Below are 19,540 nucleotides of genomic sequence, written 5' to 3'. Positions count from 1 at the left end.
GCACCGACCGCGCGGGCCCGGCGGACTACATGTTCCCGAGCGGTTCGATGTCGACGCGCACCGGGGTGCCCCAGACCCGCACGACCTCGTAGTCGGTGAACTCGTGCACGAGCCGGTACGCCATCGCGGCGCGCGGCGCGCGCCGCTGGGCGGCGATGAACAGCTCGGCCTCGCGCCGGTCCCGGCGCGGGGTCCCGCACAGCTGCCACTCCCGCCCGTTCCACAGCTCCGGCAGCCAGCGCTGCTGGGGCTGCGGCCGGTCCTCGCGCACGCCGTACCGGGACGGCGCGGGGGCGGCGGGCTCGCCGCCCGGCCGGGCGTACGGCGGATACGCCCCGTCGACCTCGGAGCGGCGGGCGGCCCGCCGCCGGGTCTCGCACAGCAGGCAGAGGTCGGGGGCGCTGTCGTCGACGGGCCCGTTCGGATGCTCGGGGCACCGGGTGGCGGCCGCGGCCGTGGTGACGCTCTCCTCCAGCAGGTCCAGGGCGCGCCGCAGGTCGCCCTTCACCTCGTGCAGCTTGGCGTCGGGCGTGTCGGCGGTGAGCGCCTCCCCGTGCTCGCCGAGGAGCCGGAGGGCCCGCCCGAGGGCGGTGAGCTGGGCATGGTTCATGGCCCTCCCAGCGTAGGCCGCCGGGCCCGGGGCCGGTGGGGGAGGAGGGGGGATCCGCGCCACACCGCGGGGCACGGCCCGCGCTCCCGCGGCCCTGCCGCCGCCTCCGCCCTCCCCGCCGCCGCGTCCGGGTCCCCGGCCCGGATCCGCCTCGCCCCCGTCAGGTCCCCGCGTGGGTCAGGGCCGTGCGGAGGTGGCCCGAGGACCGGGTCAGGAGGTGGGTGGCCGTGCCGGCGTCCACGTCGGCCAGGAGGACCAGGATGGCGGTCTTCACCTCGCCGTCCGCGGCCGCGAGGGCGCGTTCGATCTCGTCGTCCCCGGCGCCCGTGGCCAGGGCGACGATCCGGCGGGAGCGGGCGCGCAGCTTGTCGTTGGAGGCGCGCACGTCGACCATCAGGTTCCCGTAGGTCTTGCCCAGCCGGATCATCGTGATCGTCGAGATCATGTTCAGCACCAGCTTCTGGGCCGTGCCGGCCTTCAGACGGGTCGAACCGGTCAGCAGTTCGGGGCCGGTGACGATCTCGATGCCATGCTCGGCGGCGGCGGCCAGCGCGCTGCCGGAGTTGCAGGCCAGGCCGACGGTGAGCGCGCCCAGCCGACGGGCGTGCTCGACCGCGCCGATGGCGTAGGGGGTGCGGCCGGAGGCCGAGACGCCGACCACCGTGTCGTCCCGGGTGAGGCCGAGGGCGTCCAGCGCCTCGACCGCCAGCCCGCGCGAGTCCTCCGCCCCCTCCACCGAGGTCACCATGGCCTCGGCGCCGCCCGCGATCAGCCCGATGACCTGCGACGGGTCCGTGTTGAAGGTCGGCGGGCACTCCGAGGCGTCCAGCACCCCCAGCCGGCCCGCCGTACCCGCGCCCGCGTAGATCAGCCGGCCGCCGCGCGCCATCCGCTGCGCCACCGCGTCGATCGCGGCGGCGATCTCCGGCAGCCGCCGCGCCACCGCGGCGGGCACGGTCGCGTCCTCGGCGTTCATCAGCCGGGCGATCTCCAGGGTGGGCAGCCGGTCGATCTCGGCCAGCTCCGGGCGGAACGCCTCGGTCGTCAGCGACTCCAACTCGGAGCGCAGCTCACGGTAGTGGGGCGTGGAGGTCATGAGGGGCGGCTCTCTTCGTGCGACGGCGATACGACTGACTGACTGACTTGGTGGAGGTGTACGCGCGGTTCCGCACGGGCTCGTACCTCTCCGCTTCCCGGCCACGGCCATTGCGGCGCCCGGCCGCGGTGGCGCCGGACGCTCCGGCGCCGGGCTACGGGCGCCGGTCCCCGCCGCGTGGGCTGTGCCGGTGGGCCAGTGCCTCGTACGAAGCCGCCAGGGCCGGCGCCGCGGTCTCGTAGGTCCGCTGCGCCACCCCCACGAACAGGCAGTCGACGACGAGCAGTTGGCTGGTGCGGGAGGACATCGCCGCCGGACGCAGCTCGCTCTCGCGGGCCGTGGAGGTGGTCAGGACGTGGTCGGCGTACTGCGTGACGGGCGAGTCGGGACGGCCGGTGATCGCGACGGTGGTCGCGCCGTGCTCGAAGGCGACCCGCAGCGGCTCGATCACGTCCCCGGTGGAACCCGAATGGGTGATGGCGATCGCCACGTCTCCGGTGCGCAGTTGCACCGCGTTGGTGACGGCGAGGTGCGGGTCGCAGTGCGCGTGCGCTATCAGCCCTATGCGCAGCAGCTTCTGGGTGAGGTCCTGGGCGACCAGGGCGGAGGCGCCGACGCCGTACACGTCCGTGCGGCGGGCGGTGGCCAGGGCGCCGACGGCCGCGCCGAGCTGGACGGTGTCGAGGCCGGCGGCGGTGTCGGCGAGGGTCTGCTGCTCGTCGTAGGCGAGCTTGGCGACGACGTCGGCGATGGGGTCGTCCACCGCGATGTCGGTCGTTATGGCGGGCGCGCGGCCGGACTGCTGCTGGGCGGCGAGCCCGGCGAGGGCGAGACGCAGGTCGCGGTAGCCGGGATAGCCGAGCAGGCGGGCGGTGCGCACGACGGTCGCCTCGCTGGTGCCGGTCAGCTCGGCGAGGCCGGTGACCGTGAGGGCCGCGCAGCCGGCCGGGTCGCCCGCCACGGCCTCGGCGACCCGCTGCATGGAGCGGGTCATGGAGGGCGCGAGCGTGCGCACCTTCGCCGCGAGCGCGGCGGGCGCGGGCGGCGCGCTGTCCGGGGCGCCCCTGGTGCCCGAGCCTGCGAAACTTTCCTTCACGTCCTGGGTCACACCATGAAAGCTATTTTCCGAGCGGACGTGTGGTCAAGAGTGCGCACAATGGAGGCATGGACCCCATCAGCCCGCTGGAGCAGGCTCTGCACGCCGCGCGCGCCCTGGTACTCGCCGATCTGGTCGCGGGCGAGGTCGCCCAGGCGGACGTGGTCTCCCTCGTGGAGGACTCCGTCGTCCAGCGCCGATGGTGGGTGGAGCAGTGGCCGGACGGCGCGCGGTACGTGGCCGGCCTGGTCGCCCAGGACGTGCAGGACGCGCTGCTGGAGCGGTACGGCCGCTGGCCGCTGTGCCCGGTGTGCGGCTACGGCGACCCGCACGCGCTGGACGTGGAGCCGGAACTCGGCCCCGACCCGCACTGGGTGTGCGCCAAGGCGGGCGTGAAGGTCGCGCCGGTGGGAGCGCTGGCCCGGGCCACGGGCGGGAAAGCCACCTCGTGACGGCCGCCCGTACGGCGGCGGGGGCGGCGGTGGACGTCCGCACGGCGGCGGCGTCGGCGGTGAGCGTGACGGCGACGGCGTGACGATCTACATCGACCCGGCGAACTGGCCGGGGCACGGCCGGATGTGGTCCCACCTCGTCAGCGACCTGTCCTACGACGAACTGCACCTGTTCGCCGCCACCCTGGGCGTGCCCCCGCGCGCCTTCGACCGCGACCACTACGACCTGCCCGCCCACCGCTACCCCGAAGCGGTGGCGGCGGGGGCGGTCGAGGTCAGCAGCCGGGAGGTGGTGCGGCTGCTGCACGCGGCCGGGCTGCGCCGCCGCAAGCGCCGCTCTCAGGGACGCAGTTCGTAGGCGAGCAGCTCCTCCGCGTCGTCCACCTGGACGAAACCGGCGCGGGTGAGAACCCGTTGGGAGGGGATGTTGTCCCGGTCGACCGTGGCGAGCAGCCGGTGCACGTCGTCGCGGGCCAGCGCCCAGGCCGACAGCGCGCGCAGCGCCTCGGTGGCGTAGCCCCGGCCGCGGCCCGCCTCGGCGAGGTCGTAGCCGACCTCGGCGCGCCCGTCCTCGTCGGGCGCGCCGTGGAAGCCCATCGCGCCGACCGCGCGCCCGTCATCCCGCCGCACCAGCACGAAGACACCCCACTCGGGCCGGTGCACCCCGCTCTCGTGCGCCTTCACGGTCATCCCGGCGGCGATCCGCGTGCCCTCGAAGGGGCCGCCCTCGATCCACCGGAAGCCGCCGTCCCCGCCGGTGCTCAGATCCCGCGCCGCGGCCGGGGTGACGCCTTCCAGGATGAGGCGTTCGGCGGGTATGCGGATCGTGCCGTCGTGTCCGTCAGGTGTTGTCATCGTCCTCGTTCCCCGTGTTCGACCGGTACGACCGACACGATGGCACAGGTCGGGGCGGCGGGTGCGGAATACGGCCGCGGGAGGCGGACCGGCCGGGCCGGCGCCCCGGCGGTGTCACGCCGTCAGCATCTCCAGCTCGGAGGCGAGGTTGTAGCGCGCCGTGGCCTCCCAGTGCCGTTCGCCGTACGGGGTGCGGAACAGGCGGGGCAGGGCGAGGAGTTGGCGCAGGACATCGGCGCGGCCCCGGCGGAAGGCGTCGTTCGGGACGAAGTGGTACTCCTCGCGGACGCCGGCCGTGTAGGCGGCGTACGCCGACGGGGGCGCGGCCAGGATCGCGAGGTCGGCGTCGCACAGGACCCGGCCGTCACGGTCGTCGCCCGCCGGGTCGTGGGTGACGGTGAGCCGGACCAGGCGGGCCACCTCGGCGGTCTTCCGCGCCGGCACCCCGGCCTCGGTCAGCGCGCGCTCGGCGAGCCGCGCGGAGCGCTCCTCGTTCTCGGAGCGCTCCGGGAGGTACACCGCGTCGTGGAACCAGGCGGCCAGCCGGACCACGTCGGGGTCGGCGGCGTACTCCGCCAGGACGTCGACGTGGTCGAGCACGGCGGTGAGGTGGGTGAGCGTGTGGTAGTGCCGCTGCGGCTCCTGCCAGCGGCGCAGCAGGGCGTCGGCGTACGGCAGCGGGTCGGGGTCGCGGGCGCCCTCCCGTGCCGAGAGCAGGGTCCGCAGCCAGCGGGCGCGGAGCGCGACGGGGTCGGCGTGTTCGGCCATGCGCTCATTCTCCCGCCGGGCGGGGGCGCCGTGCGTGCGAAGTCTCGCGTTCGGGTCATGTCGGAAAAAGGGCGTGCCGGGCCCGCGCGCCCGTTGGTGCGGGCCGGATAGCCCTAGCGTGGAGCCATGACTTCTGCTGATCCGCACGAGGTACGGGACCCGGAACTGCCCGGGCTGCTGCTCGCCATGGAGCGGGACGCGCTCGTTCCGTTGCTGCGTTCGCGGCCGGAGGCGGACTTCGCGCTGCCGACCGCCGCGTGTCCGGGGTGGTCGGTGCGGGACCTGATCGCGCACTGTTCCGCCGTGTTGACGAGGGTGGTCGAAAACCGGTTCGAGAAGGGGGTGTTCTCGCCCGAGTCCAACGACCGGGACATCGCCGAGCGGTCCGGCTGGCCGCACGCCCGGGTGGTGGACGAGCTGGAACGGGGGATGACCGAGGCCGGACCGCTGATCGCGGAGGCCGGGGGCGTGCTGGACCTGATCGCGCTCGGGGAGTGGGTGCACGCCGGCGATGTGCGCGAGACCCTCGGCGAGCCGGGGGCGTACGCCGGCGCCGGACTGCCGCACGCGCTGACGCTCCTCGGCCGGGTCACCCGGGAGAAGGGCCTTCTGCCGCTCCACGCCGACCTGGACGACCTGGACGAGCCGCTGCGGTTCGGCGACGTGAGCGGCGAGCGGCCCCCGGCGCGCTACATCGGCGACGCCGCCACACTGGTACGGCTCTACGCGGGACGCCCGGCCCCGGCGGCCGGGACGGGGTACGAGCTCGCGGGCGTGGAGAAGGGAGAACTGAACATCTTCCGGTGACCGGCCCCCCCTCCGGGGACCTGCTCGGCGTACCCTGAGATTGGACTAGACCTGTCAAGCCCCAGGGGAAACCGAGGAAAGGGGTCCCATGAGCATGCGTGCAGTCCTGGAGGTGATCGCCCTCGACATCGAGGACGCGGTCGCCGCCCAGGCCGGAGGCGCGGACCGCCTCGAGCTGGTCACCGACATGGCGGCCGACGGGCTCACCCCGTCGGCCGGGACCGTGGCCGGGATCCGCGCCGCCGTCGACATTCCGCTGCGCGTGATGGTGCGGCTCGCGGACGGATTCGCCGCGGGCGGTTCCGGGGGCGTGGACAGGCTGGCTGGGGCCGTCGGCGAACTGCGGGAGGCGGGCGCCGAGGAGTTCGTGCTCGGGTTCCTCGACGCGGACGGCGGAGCGGACCTCGCGGCCGTGGAGCGGGTGGTGAGCGAGCTCGACGGGTGCCGGTGGACCTTCCACCGGGCGATCGACCGGGCCGTCGACCGGGACGCCCTGCGCAAGCAGCTGGACGGCCTGCCCGGCCTCGACACCTACCTGACGGCGGGCGCGGCCGGCGGCGTCGACGACGGACTGCCCGTCCTGGTCGCGGAGGCGGCCCGCAGCGGGGAGCCCGGCTACGAGCCGCGGATCATGGTGGGCGGCGGTCTGCGGCTCGACCATGTGCCGGCCCTGCGGTCGGCCGGCATCGACGCCTTCCACATCGGCGGAGCGGCCCGGCCCACCGGGTGGGCCGGGCCGGTCTCCGTCGGCGCGGTGGCGGAGTGGCGCTCGGTGCTCGACGGCGAGGCGGTCCAGCGCCCGGCCGTGTGAGGTGCGGCGGGCCCGCAGTGGCACACCCCGCCCCGCCCGCGAAGGAGGCCGCCGACGCCTTCCGCGCCGGCCGCGCGCGGAGCGGGGCTCGGTAGTGGCGCGGCCGGCCGGTGGCGCGGGGTGCGGCCGTGGTGCGGCGGGTCGGTGGCGCGGCATGGGCGCGGAAACGCGGCCGGTCCACCGCGCGGAGTGCGGTCGCGGCGCCGGGTGCGCGGCCGGCCTGCCGGGCGGGGTGCGGTCGCCGTCGCGGTCCGGCCGGCGCGTCCGGTGCGGTCCGGCCGGCGCGTCCGGTGCGGGCGGGGTGCGGTCGCCGTCGCGGTCCGGCCGGCGCGCCCGGTGCGGGCGGGGCGGCGCGTCCGGTGCGGGCGGCCGGTCAGGACAGCTGCGGCGGGAGCGGGGCCGCGTGGGCCACGATCAGACCCGAGACGGCTCGGGTCAGGGCCACGTAGAGGCGGCGCAGGCCGGTGCGTTCGTCGGGTTCGCCGTCGACCACGGCCTGCGGTTCGTCGAGGACGACGTAGTCGTACTCGAGACCCTTGGCCAGTGAGGCCGGGACCAGGGTGAGCCGGGTCTCGGCCGTCGTCTCCTGGCCGGGGGACAGGTACGTCAGCCCGGCCGCCGTCAGCGCCTCGGCGAGGACGGGGACGCGGGCGTCGGCGGCGATCAGGCCGGTCGAGCCCTCGTTGCGCAGCAGCTCCGCGCAGGCGGCGACCACCTCCGCCGCCCCGGCGGGATCCTCGGGAGCGTCCCCCGCGGCGCCCGTGATCGTACGGACCTCGAAGAAGCCCGGGTTCTCCCGGACCGACGCGACCGGGGCCAGGCCCGGGGCGATGTGCGGAAGCAGCCGGGAGGCGTAGGCGATGACGTCCGTCGGCACGCGGAAACCGGCGGTCAGCTCCTCGATGACCCCCTCGGACTTGCCGAGGTGGGCCAGGGCCTCCTCCCAGGTGCGGGTGGCCCACGGCGTGGTGCCCTGCGCGAGGTCGCCGAGGACGGTCGCGGAGCCGGTGGTGCAGCGCCGGCCGACCGCCCGGTACTGCATGGGGGAGAGGTCCTGCGCCTCGTCCAGGACCACGTGGCCCAGGGAGTGCGTCCGCTCGACGAGATCCGCGGTCTCGTCGATCAGCACCGCGTCCGCCGCCGACCACTTGGCCGACCTGACCGACCGCACCGGCCTCGCCCACAGGATCGTCTTGCGCTCCTCCTCGGTGAGGACGCCGTCGGCGTGCTCGGCGAGGAAGTCCGCGTCCGTCAGCAGCCGCAGCACCAGCTTCGCCGGGTCGACCGGCGGCCAGAGCGCCTTGACCGCGGCCTTCACCGCCGCGTTGCGGGCGACCGAGTCCTGCACCCGGTCGTCCGGGGCCTCGCCCGCGCGCTCCATCTGCACCAGCACGGCGTGCGCGATGCGCTGCGGCAGGGCCGCGCGGCCCGCGCCGTAGCGGATGCCTCGGTCCAGCAACTCGCGGACGATGTCCTCCAGTTCGTAGGCCGGGACGCGCCAGCGACGGGAGCCGCGCACCACCACGACCGGCTCGGTGGGCATCGTGACGTGGGAGTACACCGCCCGCCTGAGGACCTCCGCCATGCGCGCGTCGCCCTTGATGACCGCGGCCGCCGCGTCGTCGCTCCCGCGCACCTCCACATGGGCGACCAGGTCGTCGACCGTCGCCTGCTGGACCGTCAGCTCGCCCAGGGCCGGCAGCACCTGCTCGATGTAGTGGAGGAAGGACTTGTTCGGCCCGATGACGAGGGTGCCCGTGCGGGCGAGGCGCTCGCGGTGGGCGTAGAGGAGGTAGGCGACCCGGTGCAGGCCGACGGCGGTCTTCCCGGTGCCGGGGCCGCCCTGGACGCAGACGGTGCCGCCCAGGCCGGACCGTACGATCTCGTCCTGCTCGGGCTGGATGGTCGCCACGATGTCGCGCATCGGGCCCACGCGCGGGCGCTCGATCTCCTGCTGGAGCAGCTTGCTGGTGGTGGCCGCCTCGGCCGGGTCGGACAGGTGCTCGTCCTCGTACGCCGTGAGGTCGCCGCCGGTGTAGCCGAAGCGGCGGCGCAGCGCGACGTCCATCGCGTCCTTCCTGGACGCCCGGTAGAACGGCTGCGAGACCGGTGCGCGCCAGTCGATGACCATGGGGTCGCCGTCGGCGTCGTGCACGTGCCGCCGCCCGATGTAGAAGCGCTCGCCCCGCGCGCCCTCCGCCTGCTCCGCGCCCGGCGCGTGCGAGTAGTCGAGGCGGCCGAAGAACAGCGGGGTGTCGCTGAGGTCGGCCAGTGCCTTGATGCGCTCGTCGATCTGGCGGGCGAGTACCTCGGCGTTGACCCAGTTGGCGGTGACGTCGCGGATGTCGAGCGACTCGACGTCCTCGCGCATGGCCCGCAGGGCGGCGCGGGAGGCGGCGAGGTGCGAGCGCTCGCGGGTGAGGGGGTTCTCGGCGGTCGGGGCGGCGTCGGCGGGCGTGGACAAGGGAAGTGCCTCCGGAGGACCTACGGGACAGGCGGCTGTGCCTGGTGCGGTTGTTGCGCCGGACGCGGCCGCGGTGCGGCTGGGCGCGGGTTCTGCCGACCGGTTTCCGTCCGGTCGGCGGCTCTCCGTGGGGAGGCGGGCAAGAGCGGAGATTGTAGGTCTTCGCGTTGGCGGAGGCCAACCGGTTTTCCGGGGCCGCCCGCTCGTCCCCTAGGGGGAGTCACCTGCCGGGCGTAGGGGGTGCGCTCCCTCCAGAGGGGTACGTGGAGGGCAAGGAGGTTGGCTCCGCAGAGCGATGCCGGCCTCATGTCCCCCGATCCACCATTGAGCCATGAGTGCAGCAACCATCCATCCCGCAACCGCTGCCCGTCCGGCCGGCGCCACGGCCGTCCAGGGCAGCCACCACCACCGTCTGGGCGACGTCCTGCACGCCGTGAAGGTCTTCGCGGGCGCCGCGTTCGACGTGGTCGTCCTCGGCGAGTACGGCGAGGAAGCGGGCGTGCGCCGCAAGTGACCTTCTAGGGTCGGTCCGTGACAGAACGGACAGTGGCCCTCCGGTCGCGCACGGCGGTCCCCCTCGCCCTCCTCGTCGTCTCCTTCACCGCCCTCGGGGTCCTGTTCGCCGTCCTGCGGGTCCCGATGCCCGACGCGGTCGTCTACCGGGCCGAGGGCGCGGCCGTCCTGCACGGCCACGACCTGTACGGGTTCACGGTCACCGAGGGGCGGCTGCCGGCCACGTACCCGCCGTTCGCGGCGGTGCTGTTCGTGCCGGCCGCGTGGCTGCCCGTCCCGGCGGTGAAGGCGGCGTTCTGCGCGGGCAACGCGCTGCTGCTCGCCTGGCTCGTCCGGCTGTCCGCCCGCCTCGCCGAGCGCCCGGTGCGGGCGCGGACGCTGTGCGCCGCTACGGCGCTCGCCGTCTGGCTCGAACCGGTCTTCCAGACCTTCTGGTACGGGCAGATCAACCTCTCGCTCGCCTGCCTGGTCCTGTGGGACCTCACCCGGCCGCCCGGCGCGCGCGGCAGGGGCGCCGCGCTCGGCGTCGCGACCGGCGTCAAGCTCACCCCGGGGCTCTTCGTCGTCTACCTGCTGCTGCGCGGCCGCGGCCGCGAGGCGGCCACGGCGACGGCGGCGTTCGCCGGGACCGTCGCCGTGGGCGCGCTCGTGCTGCCCGCGGCGAGCGTCGAGTACTGGACCCGGCTCTTCTACCGGTCCGACCGGGTGGGGAGGCCGTGGATCGTCGACAACCAGTCCCTCCAGGGCATGGCCGCCCGCCTGCTGCGGGACCCGTCGCCCGGCCTCGCCTGGCTGCTGCCGGCGCTCGCGGTGGCCGCCGTCGGCCTGTGGCTCGCCCGGCGGGCGCCTCGGGCCCGGTGGGGCGTCCTGCTCACGGCCCTGACCGCCCTGCTCGTCTCACCGATCAGCTGGTCGCACCACTGGGTGTGGTGCGTGCCGCTGATCGCCGTGCTCCTCGCCGAGGGCCGCCGGGGCTGGGCCGCGGTCGCCGTCGTCTGCTTCACGGCCCGCACGATGTGGCTGGTCCCGCACGCCGGCGACCGCGTCCTGCGCCTGCCGTGGTGGCAGCAGCCGCCGGCGTCGCCGTACGCGCTGCTGGCGCTGGCCCTGCTGGCGGCCGCCGGGTGGGTGCGGCGCCGGGACGGGCCCGGGGACGCCTCCCGTCAGACTCCGCCCGCCAGCAGCTCGTCAGCGTCCATGATCCGGTAGGCGTAGCCCTGCTCGGCCAGGAAGCGCTGGCGGTGGGCGGCGAAGTCCTGGTCGATCGTGTCGCGGGCCACCACCGAGTAGAAGTGGGCCTGGTGGCCGTCGGCCTTGGGGCGCAGCACGCGGCCGAGGCGCTGGGCCTCCTCCTGGCGGGAGCCGAAGGTGCCCGAGACCTGGATGGCGACGGTGGCCTCCGGCAGATCGATGGAGAAGTTGGCGACCTTCGACACCACGAGCACGTTGATCTCGCCCTCGCGGAAGGCGTCGAAGAGCTTCTCGCGCTGCGCGTTGGACGTCTCGCCCTTGATGACCGGGGCGTTCAGGTGCTCGCCGAGCTCGTCGAGCTGGTCGATGTACTGGCCGATGACCAGGATCTGCTGCCCGGCGAAACGGCGGACGATCGCCTCCGTGACCTTCCGCTTGGTCGCGGTGGTCGCGCAGAAGCGGTACTTCTCCTCGGTCTCGGCGGTGGCGTAGGCGAGCCGCTCGGAGTCGGTCAGGTTCACCCGGACCTCGACGCAGTCGGCGGGCGCGATGTGGCCCTGCGCCTCGATCTCCTTCCACGGGGCGTCGAACCGCTTCGGCCCGATCAGGGAGAACACGTCGGACTCGCGGCCGTCCTCCCGCACGAGCGTCGCGGTCAGGCCCAGCCGGCGGCGGGCCTGGAGATCGGCGGTGAACTTGAAGACCGGCGCGGGCAGCAGATGGACCTCGTCGTAGACGATCAGACCCCAGTCCCGGGAGTCGAACAGTTCGAGGTGCGGGTAGACGCCCTTCCGCTTGGTGGTGAGCACCTGGTACGTGGCGATGGTGACCGGGCGGATCTCCTTCCTCGTCCCGCTGTACTCGCCGATCTCGTCCTCGGTCAGCGAGGTCCGCTTCACCAGCTCGTGCTTCCACTGCCGGGCGGAGACGGTGTTGGTGACGAGGATGAGGGTGGTGGACTTCGCCTGGGCCATCGAACCCGCGCCGACCAGCGTCTTGCCCGCCCCGCAGGGCAGGACCACGACCCCGCTGCCGCCGTGCCAGAAGTTCTCCACGGCCTGCTTCTGGTAGGGCCTGAGCGCCCAGCCGTCCTCGCGCAGTTCGATCGGGTGCGCCTCGCCGTCGACGTACCCGGCGAGGTCCTCGGCGGGCCAGCCCAGCTTCAGCAGCACCTGCTTGATCTGCCCGCGCTCGGAGGGGTGCACGGCCACGGAGTCCGGGTCGATGCGCACGCCGACCAGCGGAGCGATCCGCTTGGACTTCAGCACCTCCTCCAGCACCGGCCGGTCGGTGGTGGTCAGCACCAGCCCGTGCGCCGGGTGCTTGGACAGGGTCAGCCTGCCGTAGCGGTCCATCGTCTCGGCGATGTCGACGAGCAGCGCGTGCGGTACCGGGTAACGGCTGTACTGCACGAGCGCGTCCACGACCTGCTCGGCGTCGTGCCCGGCGGCCCGCGCGTTCCACAGGCCGAGCGGAGTCACCCGGTAGGTGTGGATGTGCTCGGGCGCCCGTTCCAGCTCGGCGAACGGCGCGATGGCGCGGCGGCATTCGTCGGCCTGCTCGTGGTCGACCTCGAGCAGCAGGGTCTTGTCCGACTGGACGATCAGGGGACCATTCACGCGCAGCGCCCTTTCCATGCGGTCAAACGTCCAGTGTGCCCCAACGGCGGCCGATGCGTTCCACGGCGCCGCGCGAGCGCGCGCGGACGGGCGGCCGCCCGCCCGCCGCCGCGGGGCCCGGCGCAGGCGCCCCGCCCCGTCCGCCCGGTGGTCGTCACCCCTCGTCGTCCGCCAGCTCCGCCACCCCAGTGATCCGGTGCAGCGGATAGGTGCGGACCTCGTCGGCGGTGTGGTCGTACGCCGTCACGAAGCCGCCCTCGACGCGGATCGGCGCGATCACCCGCTGGCTGGCGGCGCCGTCGGCGTTGACGTAGCCGATCCACAGCGCTTCGCCGGTGAGGACGGCGGCCTGCACGGTGGCCAGGGTCTCGGCGGGACCGGTGCGGGGCGGATCGCCGCCGTCCGCCGGCTCCGGCGCCGGTCTGCGCGGGGCGGTGGAGGCCAGGTCGCCGGCCCGGATCGCCCGGATCGCGGCCGACAGCAGCGTGGCGTCCGGGGCGGGCGGGCCGTCCGGGACCGGTTCGGGGGCGGTGCGCGGCGGAGTGCGGTGGGAGTCGGCGCGGGTGACGAGGACGTCGCCCTCCGCGGACTCGGCCGCCGGGGCGTACCCCATCGCGCGCAGGCCTTCCAGGAGCGTGGCCGGGTCGGCCTGCGCCGCCAGCACGGTCGGCGCGAGCCGGCGCAGCCGCAGGCCGGCGGAGCGCCTGTCGGCGAGGATCTCGTTCAGCAGCGCGTCGTCGTCGCAGCGCACGTACGCCGAGGCCGCGCCCACCCGCAGGTGCCCGTGGCGCCGCGCCACGTCGTCGATCAGGTACGCGAGCGGCTGCGGGACCGGCGTTCGGGAGTGCTCGGCGAGGAAGGCGTGCAGGTCGGCGGCGCTGCGGCCGGCGTCCAGGGCGCGGCGCACGGAGGCCGGGGTGAACCGGTAGACGGTCGCGCCGCCCTTGGACTCCACGTCGGCGAGCACGCCCAGCACATCGGCGAGCGGACGCCGCAGCGGGCCGGGCGCCACCGCCGTCAGGTCCGCCTGGAGCAGGACGTGGTCCAGCGGTTCGGGCAGGAGCGGGGCGAGGAGGCGGGCGGCCGCCGCGGAAGCCGCGGCCTGCTCGGCGGGGGACAGGGGCGCCCGGGCGGCCGGTGAGCCGGAGGCGGCTTCGGCGGTGTCGGCGGGCCGGGCGTGGTGCCGGTGGACGGGCAGCTTGTCACCCGGACCGGCGGACCGGCGCGCGGACTCGTCCGTGGCCGTACGCGTGTGCGCCGGCGCGGATTCGGACCCGGGTGCCGGGGGCGCTCCCAGCAGTGCCCGCCCGTGCGCGGACAGCGCGCCGCGTCCGGTGACGCCCAGCAGCTCCGCCTCGGACAGCGTCCACCGGGCCAGCCGGCCGCGCAGGTCGTGGTCGCCCGTCCGCTGCGGTCCGCGCAGCGGGCGCTCCCAGCGCAGCCGGGCCAGCACCGAATCGGCGTCCACAGCGGCGCCCTCGGGCAGCGCGGCCAGCAGGGTCAGCACCCGGTGCCGTACCTCCGGCGCGGCCGAACGGTCCAGGCCCGGCCCGAGCGCGGACAGCGCGCGGTCCTTGGCGTCCCGCCCGCCGACCACCCCCGGCGTCCGGGTGGCCGCCAGCCAGGCCCGGGCCAGGTGCGCCCAGCGGTCGGCCGGGGGCCGCTCCCGCCACTCGTCGTAGGCGGGGGTGGCCGCGTAGCGCTCGTCGGCCTCCCCGTCGGAGGCCAGCAGGCCGGCCGCGTAGGCCAGTTCCACCCAGAAGGCGGCCACCGGCTCGGACACGTCCAGGGCGACGGCGGTGCGCTTGAGGTCCCGCACGCTCAGGCCGCCCGCGCGCAGCACGCCCGGCCCGCCCTCGTCCCAGTCCTTCAGCAGCTCCTCGACGGTGGCGAGTGCCGTGTACGCCTGCCCGGCCGCCGTCGCGTCCACAACCTGTGGACGGTGCGCGGCGGTCGTCGTCACGGCCGGCGGCAACGGCTCGGGCGCCCGGTGCGCGCGCCCGGCGCGCAGGTGCAGGGCGACTTCGCGCGGGAGTACGACGGTGCCGGGCGCGGTGGGCAGCAGCAGGCCCCGGTCGAGCAGCAGCCGCAGCCGGGGCGCCGGGTCGGCGGTCACCTGACCGTAGGGCGGCCCCCACACCAGGCGGTCGAGCACGTCGAGGGAGTCGGCCGGCACGTCGGCGAGCAGCGCGGCCATCCGCCCGCGGTCGGTGAACAGTCCGGTGAGCGAGGCGACGGCGGAGACCGAGTCATGGGTGGACGGCAGCCCGGCGGCCGTCACGATCTCCTGGATCCGCCCCGGCGACATGCCGGCCGTGGCCTCCTGCACGGTCGGCCCGAGCCCGGTGGGGGACGGGTGCTGCGGGGACGGCGCGAGCAGTTCGCGGGCGGTGCGCACCAGGTGCAGCCGGTCGTCGCCGCCCCAGACCAGGGCCTGCTCGCGCAGGGTGCCCAGGGCGCGGGGCAGCGTGTCGGCGACGGCGGGGTCACCGGCGTCCCCGGCCATCAGGCCGAGCAGTTCGCCGTACGGCGCGGGGTCGCCCGCCACGGCCAGCGCCTCCGCCGTCTGCAGGGCGAAGCGGTCCAGCCGCTCCAGCGCGCGCACCACCGAGGCACGGGTCCCGGCGCGGGTGGCGAGCTGTGTGAGGTCGGTCGGGACCGGTGTGATGAGGTCCGGGCGGCTGCGCAGGAGCGCGGCCAGGGAGACGTCGTCGCGCGCGCGAAGCGCCTCCGCGAGCGAGCGGGGGGCTGCCGCCGGTTTCTCATCGCTGCTCATCCGACCCACGTTAGCGGGTGGGTACGGCCGCGGGGCAGGCGTCCGTCCCGCGCGCGGCACGGCGACGGGCGGCTACGACGCCCGCCCGCCAGGCGGTACCTTCGTCCCACGGGGCCATCTGCCGGCCGCTCCGGAGGGGTGTCGTGGGGATCGAGAGCGACCAGGTCGTCTACGAGTATCTGAGCCGCGTCGGGGACGTCGCCCAGCAGCAGCACCTGTCCTCGGCCGTCCGGATGCGGCTCGTCTCGGAGCTGCGCAACGAGATCGACCGGTGCCGTGCCAAGGCCGCCGTGGACAGCCCCGCCGCCGTCCGCGGCATCCTCGACCGCCTCGGCAGTCCCGACGAGATCGTCGCGGCGGCGGGCGGCGCCGGCGGACGGGGACCTCAGCAGGCGGCGCCGGCCCCGGCCGTGCCCGTGCAGCGCGAGCCCGAGGCCCCCGCGGCGCCGGGCACGGTCGGCACGAAGGGGGCGTCCGGAACGGGCGACGCCCCGACGGAGGCCGGGACGGAGCGGACGCGGCGGCCCAGGGGCCTGCGCCGGATGGTGCCCGGGCCACGCCCCGCCGAGCCCGCCGCGAGCCCGCCGCCCTCCTCGGGCGGCGCGCTTCCGCCGCATCTGGCGACCGCCGGCGAGCTCGGCGGCTCGGCGGCGGCCCGCGGCGACTGGTGGCGCACGGACGGCAGCCCGTTCGGGATCGGCGACGACGTGCCCGGTTTCGTCGGCGGCGTGGAGATCTCGGACCTGCTCAAGGCCCCCGCGCTGAAGGAACCGCCCAAGGAGGACCGGACCGCGCCCGCCGACGCGGCGGTCGATGTGCCGGCGGACCGTCCGGAACCCGCCCCCGCCCGCAGACGCTTCGCCCTGCTGCCCCGGCGCGCGGGCACGTGGAGCAACCCCCTGCTCCTGCTCGCCGCCGTGCTGCTGGTCGCCGGAGCGGTGCTCGGCAACTGGATCGCGCTGCTGCTCGGCTGGGTCATCGCCTACGGCTCCCGGCGGCTGACCCCGCTGGAGACCAAGTGGGCGGTGATGGGCATGCCCGGGCTGGCGGTCGCGGCCGGTCTCGTCTGGCTCTGGGGCCGCGACAACGGCCGCTGGGGCGACCCCATCGCCCAGGGCCACGTCAACGACGCGGTCACCCAGACCTGGCCCTGGGTGGTGCGCTCCGCGGCGGTGCTGTCGGCCCTGTTCCTGGTCTGGCGCTCACAGCGGCAGCGGGAGCGCTAGCGGCGCGGCGACGCAGGTGCCCGGTACGGCCCGCGGGCCGCTCCCACGCCGCACGGACCGCCCCTACGCCTCACGGGCCGCCCCTCGTCGCACGGGCCGCCCCTCGTCGCACGGGTCGGCGCATGTCACACGGACCGGGCGTCCACGGGCCGTGGCTCCCTGGGCACAATGGCCCATATGACTGCGCGCCCGCTGACCGTCGGCTTCGATCTCGACATGACCCTCATCGACTCCCGTCCCGGCATCCACGCCTGCTATCTGGCGCTGTCCGAGCGGACGGGGACGTACATCGACGCCGACCTGGCGGTCACCCGGCTCGGGCCGCCGCTCACCGAGGAGCTGGCCCACTGGTTCCCGGCCGGGCGGATCGAGGCGGTGGCGGGCCTGTACCGCGAGATGTACCCGACGTTCGCCGTCGCCGCCACGCCAGCGCTGACCGGCGCCCGCGAGGCGATCGCGGCCGTACGGCAGTCGGGCGGCCGGTCCATCGTCGTCACCGCCAAGTACGAGCCGAACGCCAGGCTGCACCTGGACCACCTCGGCATGGAGCCGGACGCGGTGATCGGCGACCTGTGGGCGGAACGGAAGGCGCTGGCGCTGCGCGAGCACGGCGCACAGGTGTACGTCGGCGACCATGTGGGTGATGTGCGCGGTGCCCGCGCGGCCGGCGCCCTGTCGGTCGCGGTGGCCACCGGCCCGTGCGACGAGAGGGAATTGCGGGCGGCGGGCGCCGACGTCGTACTCGCCGACCTGTCCGAGTTCCCGAATTGGTTTTCGGACTACCGTCAGGTCTTTTCGGACGAAGAACCGCGGGAGGCCGACGGCTATCCGGCGTCCGAGCGCGCCTGACGGCGCCCGGCGGCGACCGACTGGAGCAGGCCGGCCCCGGCGATCAGGAAGCCGAGAGCCATGAGCATGCTCAGTCCGAACATGTAGGTCGGAAAAGGCTTCACCCCGAGGAACAGCGGAGCCACCGTGACCAGAGTGGCCACCGTACCGATGAAGAACACGATGACACCGGCACGGATCAGCCGGTCACCGGCCGCGGCGGAATTCGGTTGGGTTTTGTCACGCACTCCACCAGGGTAGTTCCCAGCGCGAAGGAACAACCGGGCGACGTCTTGTCAGCCGCCCCAAGACCATTAGCCTGGGTACCGGCGGGTCCGGGCGCGACCCGCCCGAGTGCTATCCAGAGCCGTTTCCGAAGCAGTTTTCCGACGAGTACGAGGACGAGGACAGACGTGCCTACCGGCAAGGTCAAGTGGTTCAACAGCGAGAAGGGCTTCGGCTTCCTCTCCCGCGACGACGGCGGCGACGTCTTCGTCCATTCCTCGGTCCTCCCCGCCGGAGTAGACGTGCTCAAGCCGGGACAGCGAGTGGAGTTCGGGGTGGTCGCCGGGCAGCGCGGCGACCAGGCACTGTCGGTGACCATCCTGGACCCGACCCCGTCGGTCGCGGCGGCCCAGCGCAAGAAGCCCGACGAACTGCTCCCCATCGTCCAGGACCTGACGAGCCTGCTGGAGGACGTCGGCCAGACGCTGAACCGGGGCCGCTACCCCGACAAGGCCTACGGCAAGAAGGTCGCCACCCTGCTCCGCGCGGTCGCCGACCAGCTCGACGTCTAGCCCCTTTCCACCCCTCCCGGCCCGGGCCGCCGGGGTCAGGGGAAGGCGAGCGCGTCCGGGCCGAGGGGCGGGACGAGTCCCTCGGCCGCCGCGCGCGTGAGCAGCCCGCGCACGGCCGCGTAGCCGTCCTCGCCGAGGTCGGCGGTGAACTCGTTGACGTACAGCCCGATGTGCTGGTCGGCGACGGCCGGGTCCATCTCCTGGGCGTGCTCCATGACGTACGGCCGGGACGCCTCGGGGTCCGCCCAGGCGGTGCGCACCGAGGCGCGGATCGACTCGGCGAGGCGGGTCAGCGTCCCGGCGCCCAGCTCCCGCCTGGCGATGATCGCGCCGAGCGGGATCGGCAGCCCGGTGGTGTCCTCCCAGTGCTCGCCCATGTCGGCGAGCTTGTGCAGGCCGTAGTTCTGGTAGGTGAAGCGGGCCTCGTGGATCACCAGACCGGCGTCGACCTTCCCGTCCCGCACGGCCGGCATGATCTCGTGGAACGGCATCACCACGATCTCGCCCACCCCGCCGGGCACCGTGTCCGCCGCCCACAGCCGGAACAGCAGGTACGCCGTCGACTTCTCGCTCGGCACCGCGACCGTACGGCCCTTGAGGTCGGCGTCCGGCTCCCGGGTGAGCACCAGCGGCCCGCAGCCCCGGCCCAGCGCGCCGCCGCAGGGCAGCAGCGCGTACTCGTCGAGGACGTACGGCAGTACGGCGTACGACACCTTCAGCACGTCGAACTCGCCGCGCTCTGCCATGCCGTTGGTGATGTCGATGTCGGCGAAGGTGACGTCGAGCGCGGGGGCGTCCGGGACCCGGTCGTGGGCGAGGGCGTCGAAGACGAAGGTGTCGTTGGGGCAGGGCGAGTAGGCGATCCGCAGCCGCTCGGGAAGGCTCTCACCGGGCTGCTGCTCAGGGTTCTGCGGGCTCATGCGGTTTCCAACTCTCCAGTACGGGGGCGAGCTTCCCGAAGCCCTCGGTCAGGGCGTTCAGGGCGTCGCCGATGCGCCAGGCGGCGCGGTCGCGCGGGCCGACGGGGTTGGAGACCGCGCGCAGCTCCAGCACCGGGACGCGGTGCGCGGCGGCGGCCTCGGCGACCCCGAACCCCTCCATCGCCTCGGTGCGGGCGCGGGGGTGGCGGGCGCGCAGGGCGTCGGCCCGGGCCGCGGTGCCGGTCACGGTCGAGACGGTCAGGGCCGTGCCGACGGCCGCTCCGGTGGCGGCCGCGATGGCCCGCACGAGTGATTCGGGCGGACGGTGGGTGACGGTGCCGAAGCCGAGCTCCGTCACCGGCAGGAAGCCGTCGCCGGTCTCGGCGCCCAGGTCGGCCGCGGTGATCTCGTCGGCGACGACCAGCGAACCGACGGGCGCGCCGGGCAGGAAGCCGCCCGCGATGCCGGCGGAGACGACGAGGCCGTAGGGCGCGCCGCGGAGGGCGGCGGCGGTCAGCGCGGCGGCGGTGGCGGCGGCGGCCGACGCGGGTCCGACCCCGGCGGCGAGCAGGTCGAGGCCGGCGCCGGTGCGGTGCACGGTCGCCCCGGGCAGCGGGAGTTCACCCGCCGACCCGGGGAACGCCCGTGCCACCGCGTCCCGTTCGACCGGTACCGCGGTGGCGACGAGCACGCGCGTGGAAGGCACCGGGG

Annotated in this window: 19 protein-coding genes and 1 pseudogene; 9 read left to right on the top strand and 11 right to left on the bottom strand. The window is 75.0% G+C overall.

What is annotated here, in order from left to right; translation table 11 throughout:
- Positions 1-25: 25 nt before the first annotated feature.
- From ACF061_RS34950 to ACF061_RS34940, 3 genes are all read right to left on the bottom strand, one after another.
- Positions 26-610, bottom strand: a complete 585-nt coding sequence (locus ACF061_RS34950; RefSeq protein WP_392271044.1) for a hypothetical protein — start codon at positions 608-610, stop codon at positions 26-28.
- A 160-nt stretch (positions 611-770) separates the two neighbouring features.
- Entirely contained in the window at positions 771-1,706 is a 936-nt protein-coding gene (gene murQ / locus ACF061_RS34945) for an N-acetylmuramic acid 6-phosphate etherase (RefSeq protein WP_392271043.1), read from the bottom strand.
- Between the two features lie 154 nt (positions 1,707-1,860).
- A complete protein-coding gene (locus ACF061_RS34940; protein ID WP_392271042.1) occupies positions 1,861-2,814 on the bottom strand; it encodes a MurR/RpiR family transcriptional regulator in 954 nt (317 codons plus the stop codon).
- Positions 2,815-2,870: 56 nt separating this feature from the next.
- Between ACF061_RS34940 and ACF061_RS34935 the strand changes: the two genes are divergently transcribed.
- Together ACF061_RS34935 and ACF061_RS34930 are read left to right on the top strand one after the other, a co-directional pair.
- Positions 2,871-3,254 carry a hypothetical protein gene (locus tag ACF061_RS34935; protein WP_392271041.1) on the top strand — a complete coding sequence of 128 codons (384 nt, stop codon included), beginning with the start codon at positions 2,871-2,873 and terminating at the stop codon, positions 3,252-3,254.
- A gap of 79 nt (positions 3,255-3,333) precedes the next feature.
- Positions 3,334-3,612, top strand: a complete 279-nt coding sequence (locus ACF061_RS34930; RefSeq protein WP_392271040.1) for a DUF4031 domain-containing protein — start codon at positions 3,334-3,336, stop codon at positions 3,610-3,612.
- On the opposite strand, the pseudogene ACF061_RS34925 reads toward ACF061_RS34930, so the two are convergent.
- Both ACF061_RS34925 and ACF061_RS34920 read right to left on the bottom strand, forming a co-directional pair.
- Positions 3,594-4,073, bottom strand: a pseudogene (locus ACF061_RS34925) (GNAT family N-acetyltransferase); the annotation flags it as partial. The gene ACF061_RS34930 and the pseudogene ACF061_RS34925 overlap by 19 nt on opposite strands.
- A gap of 150 nt (positions 4,074-4,223) precedes the next feature.
- Positions 4,224-4,877 carry a hypothetical protein gene (locus ACF061_RS34920; protein WP_392271039.1) on the bottom strand — a complete coding sequence of 218 codons (654 nt, stop codon included), beginning with the start codon at positions 4,875-4,877 and terminating at the stop codon, positions 4,224-4,226.
- Between the two features lie 126 nt (positions 4,878-5,003).
- Between ACF061_RS34920 and ACF061_RS34915 the strand changes: the two genes are divergently transcribed.
- Complete coding sequence (locus tag ACF061_RS34915) at positions 5,004-5,684, top strand: maleylpyruvate isomerase family mycothiol-dependent enzyme (protein WP_392271038.1); 681 nt, start codon at positions 5,004-5,006, stop codon at positions 5,682-5,684.
- A gap of 88 nt (positions 5,685-5,772) precedes the next feature.
- Complete coding sequence (locus tag ACF061_RS34910) at positions 5,773-6,495, top strand: copper homeostasis protein CutC (protein ID WP_392271037.1); 723 nt, start codon at positions 5,773-5,775, stop codon at positions 6,493-6,495.
- Between the two features lie 373 nt (positions 6,496-6,868).
- Here the strand turns inward: ACF061_RS34910 and ACF061_RS34905 are convergent, their stop codons facing one another.
- On the bottom strand, positions 6,869-8,959 hold the full coding sequence (locus ACF061_RS34905; protein ID WP_392271036.1) for a HelD family protein: 2,091 nt from the start codon (positions 8,957-8,959) through the stop codon (positions 6,869-6,871).
- A 331-nt stretch (positions 8,960-9,290) separates the two neighbouring features.
- On the opposite strand from ACF061_RS34905, the gene ACF061_RS34900 reads away from it, so the two are divergent.
- A complete protein-coding gene (locus ACF061_RS34900; RefSeq protein WP_392271035.1) occupies positions 9,291-9,473 on the top strand; it encodes a hypothetical protein in 183 nt (60 codons plus the stop codon).
- A 17-nt stretch (positions 9,474-9,490) separates the two neighbouring features.
- Complete coding sequence (locus tag ACF061_RS34895; protein WP_392271034.1) at positions 9,491-10,681, top strand: glycosyltransferase 87 family protein; 1,191 nt, start codon at positions 9,491-9,493, stop codon at positions 10,679-10,681.
- On the opposite strand, the gene ACF061_RS34890 is transcribed toward ACF061_RS34895, so the two are convergent.
- The gene (locus tag ACF061_RS34890; protein ID WP_392271033.1) at positions 10,636-12,282 is read right to left on the bottom strand and encodes a DNA repair helicase XPB; all 1,647 of its coding nucleotides are present in this window, start codon (positions 12,280-12,282) and stop codon (positions 10,636-10,638) included. The genes ACF061_RS34895 and ACF061_RS34890 overlap by 46 nt on opposite strands.
- A gap of 154 nt (positions 12,283-12,436) precedes the next feature.
- Positions 12,437-15,058: a helicase-associated domain-containing protein gene (locus ACF061_RS34885; RefSeq protein ID WP_392271032.1), complete on the bottom strand. Its 2,622-nt coding sequence runs from the start codon at positions 15,056-15,058 to the stop codon at positions 12,437-12,439.
- A gap of 143 nt (positions 15,059-15,201) precedes the next feature.
- On the opposite strand from ACF061_RS34885, the gene ACF061_RS34880 reads away from it, so the two are divergent.
- Both ACF061_RS34880 and ACF061_RS34875 read left to right on the top strand, forming a co-directional pair.
- Positions 15,202-16,284 carry a hypothetical protein gene (locus ACF061_RS34880; RefSeq protein ID WP_392271031.1) on the top strand — a complete coding sequence of 361 codons (1,083 nt, stop codon included), beginning with the start codon at positions 15,202-15,204 and terminating at the stop codon, positions 16,282-16,284.
- A gap of 177 nt (positions 16,285-16,461) precedes the next feature.
- The gene (locus ACF061_RS34875; protein ID WP_392271030.1) at positions 16,462-17,133 is read left to right on the top strand and encodes an HAD family hydrolase; all 672 of its coding nucleotides are present in this window, start codon (positions 16,462-16,464) and stop codon (positions 17,131-17,133) included.
- On the opposite strand, the gene ACF061_RS34870 is transcribed toward ACF061_RS34875, so the two are convergent.
- A complete protein-coding gene (locus ACF061_RS34870) occupies positions 17,109-17,360 on the bottom strand; it encodes a hypothetical protein (RefSeq protein ID WP_392271029.1) in 252 nt (83 codons plus the stop codon). The two genes, ACF061_RS34875 and ACF061_RS34870, sit on opposite strands and share 25 nt — an antisense overlap.
- Before the next feature lie 165 nt (positions 17,361-17,525).
- On the opposite strand from ACF061_RS34870, the gene ACF061_RS34865 reads away from it, so the two are divergent.
- Positions 17,526-17,909, top strand: coding sequence for a cold-shock protein (locus ACF061_RS34865; RefSeq protein ID WP_392271028.1), 384 nt, complete (start codon positions 17,526-17,528; stop codon positions 17,907-17,909).
- Between the two features lie 35 nt (positions 17,910-17,944).
- On the opposite strand, the gene ACF061_RS34860 is transcribed toward ACF061_RS34865, so the two are convergent.
- Together ACF061_RS34860 and ACF061_RS34855 are read right to left on the bottom strand one after the other, a co-directional pair.
- Positions 17,945-18,829: a 1,4-dihydroxy-6-naphthoate synthase gene (locus ACF061_RS34860; protein ID WP_392271027.1), complete on the bottom strand. Its 885-nt coding sequence runs from the start codon at positions 18,827-18,829 to the stop codon at positions 17,945-17,947.
- Positions 18,810-19,535, bottom strand: coding sequence for a futalosine hydrolase (locus ACF061_RS34855; RefSeq protein WP_392271026.1), 726 nt, complete (start codon positions 19,533-19,535; stop codon positions 18,810-18,812). Before ACF061_RS34855 ends, ACF061_RS34860 begins: the two co-directional genes overlap by 20 nt.
- Positions 19,536-19,540: the final 5 nt, after the last annotated feature.

Origin of the sequence: Streptomyces sp. NPDC015220, from assembly GCF_043079345.1 — a bacterium.
In the GTDB taxonomy this organism is placed as follows: Bacteria; Actinomycetota; Actinomycetes; order Streptomycetales; family Streptomycetaceae; genus Streptomyces.
This window is presented reverse-complemented; position numbering and strand designations above follow the sequence as displayed.

Coding starts and splice junctions, on each gene's coding strand:
- ACF061_RS34935 (WP_392271041.1), top strand. CDS start 2,871: ATGGACCCCATCAGCCCGCTGGAGCAGGCTCTGCACGCCGCGCGCGCC.
- ACF061_RS34915 (WP_392271038.1), top strand. CDS start 5,004: ATGACTTCTGCTGATCCGCACGAGGTACGGGACCCGGAACTGCCCGGG.
- ACF061_RS34885 (WP_392271032.1), bottom strand. CDS start 15,058: ATGAGCAGCGATGAGAAACCGGCGGCAGCCCCCCGCTCGCTCGCGGAG.
- ACF061_RS34875 (WP_392271030.1), top strand. CDS start 16,462: ATGACTGCGCGCCCGCTGACCGTCGGCTTCGATCTCGACATGACCCTC.
- ACF061_RS34860 (WP_392271027.1), bottom strand. CDS start 18,829: ATGAGCCCGCAGAACCCTGAGCAGCAGCCCGGTGAGAGCCTTCCCGAG.
- ACF061_RS34910 (WP_392271037.1), top strand. CDS start 5,773: ATGAGCATGCGTGCAGTCCTGGAGGTGATCGCCCTCGACATCGAGGAC.
- ACF061_RS34950 (WP_392271044.1), bottom strand. CDS start 610: ATGAACCATGCCCAGCTCACCGCCCTCGGGCGGGCCCTCCGGCTCCTC.
- ACF061_RS34900 (WP_392271035.1), top strand. CDS start 9,291: ATGAGTGCAGCAACCATCCATCCCGCAACCGCTGCCCGTCCGGCCGGC.
- ACF061_RS34920 (WP_392271039.1), bottom strand. CDS start 4,877: ATGGCCGAACACGCCGACCCCGTCGCGCTCCGCGCCCGCTGGCTGCGG.
- murQ (WP_392271043.1), bottom strand. CDS start 1,706: ATGACCTCCACGCCCCACTACCGTGAGCTGCGCTCCGAGTTGGAGTCG.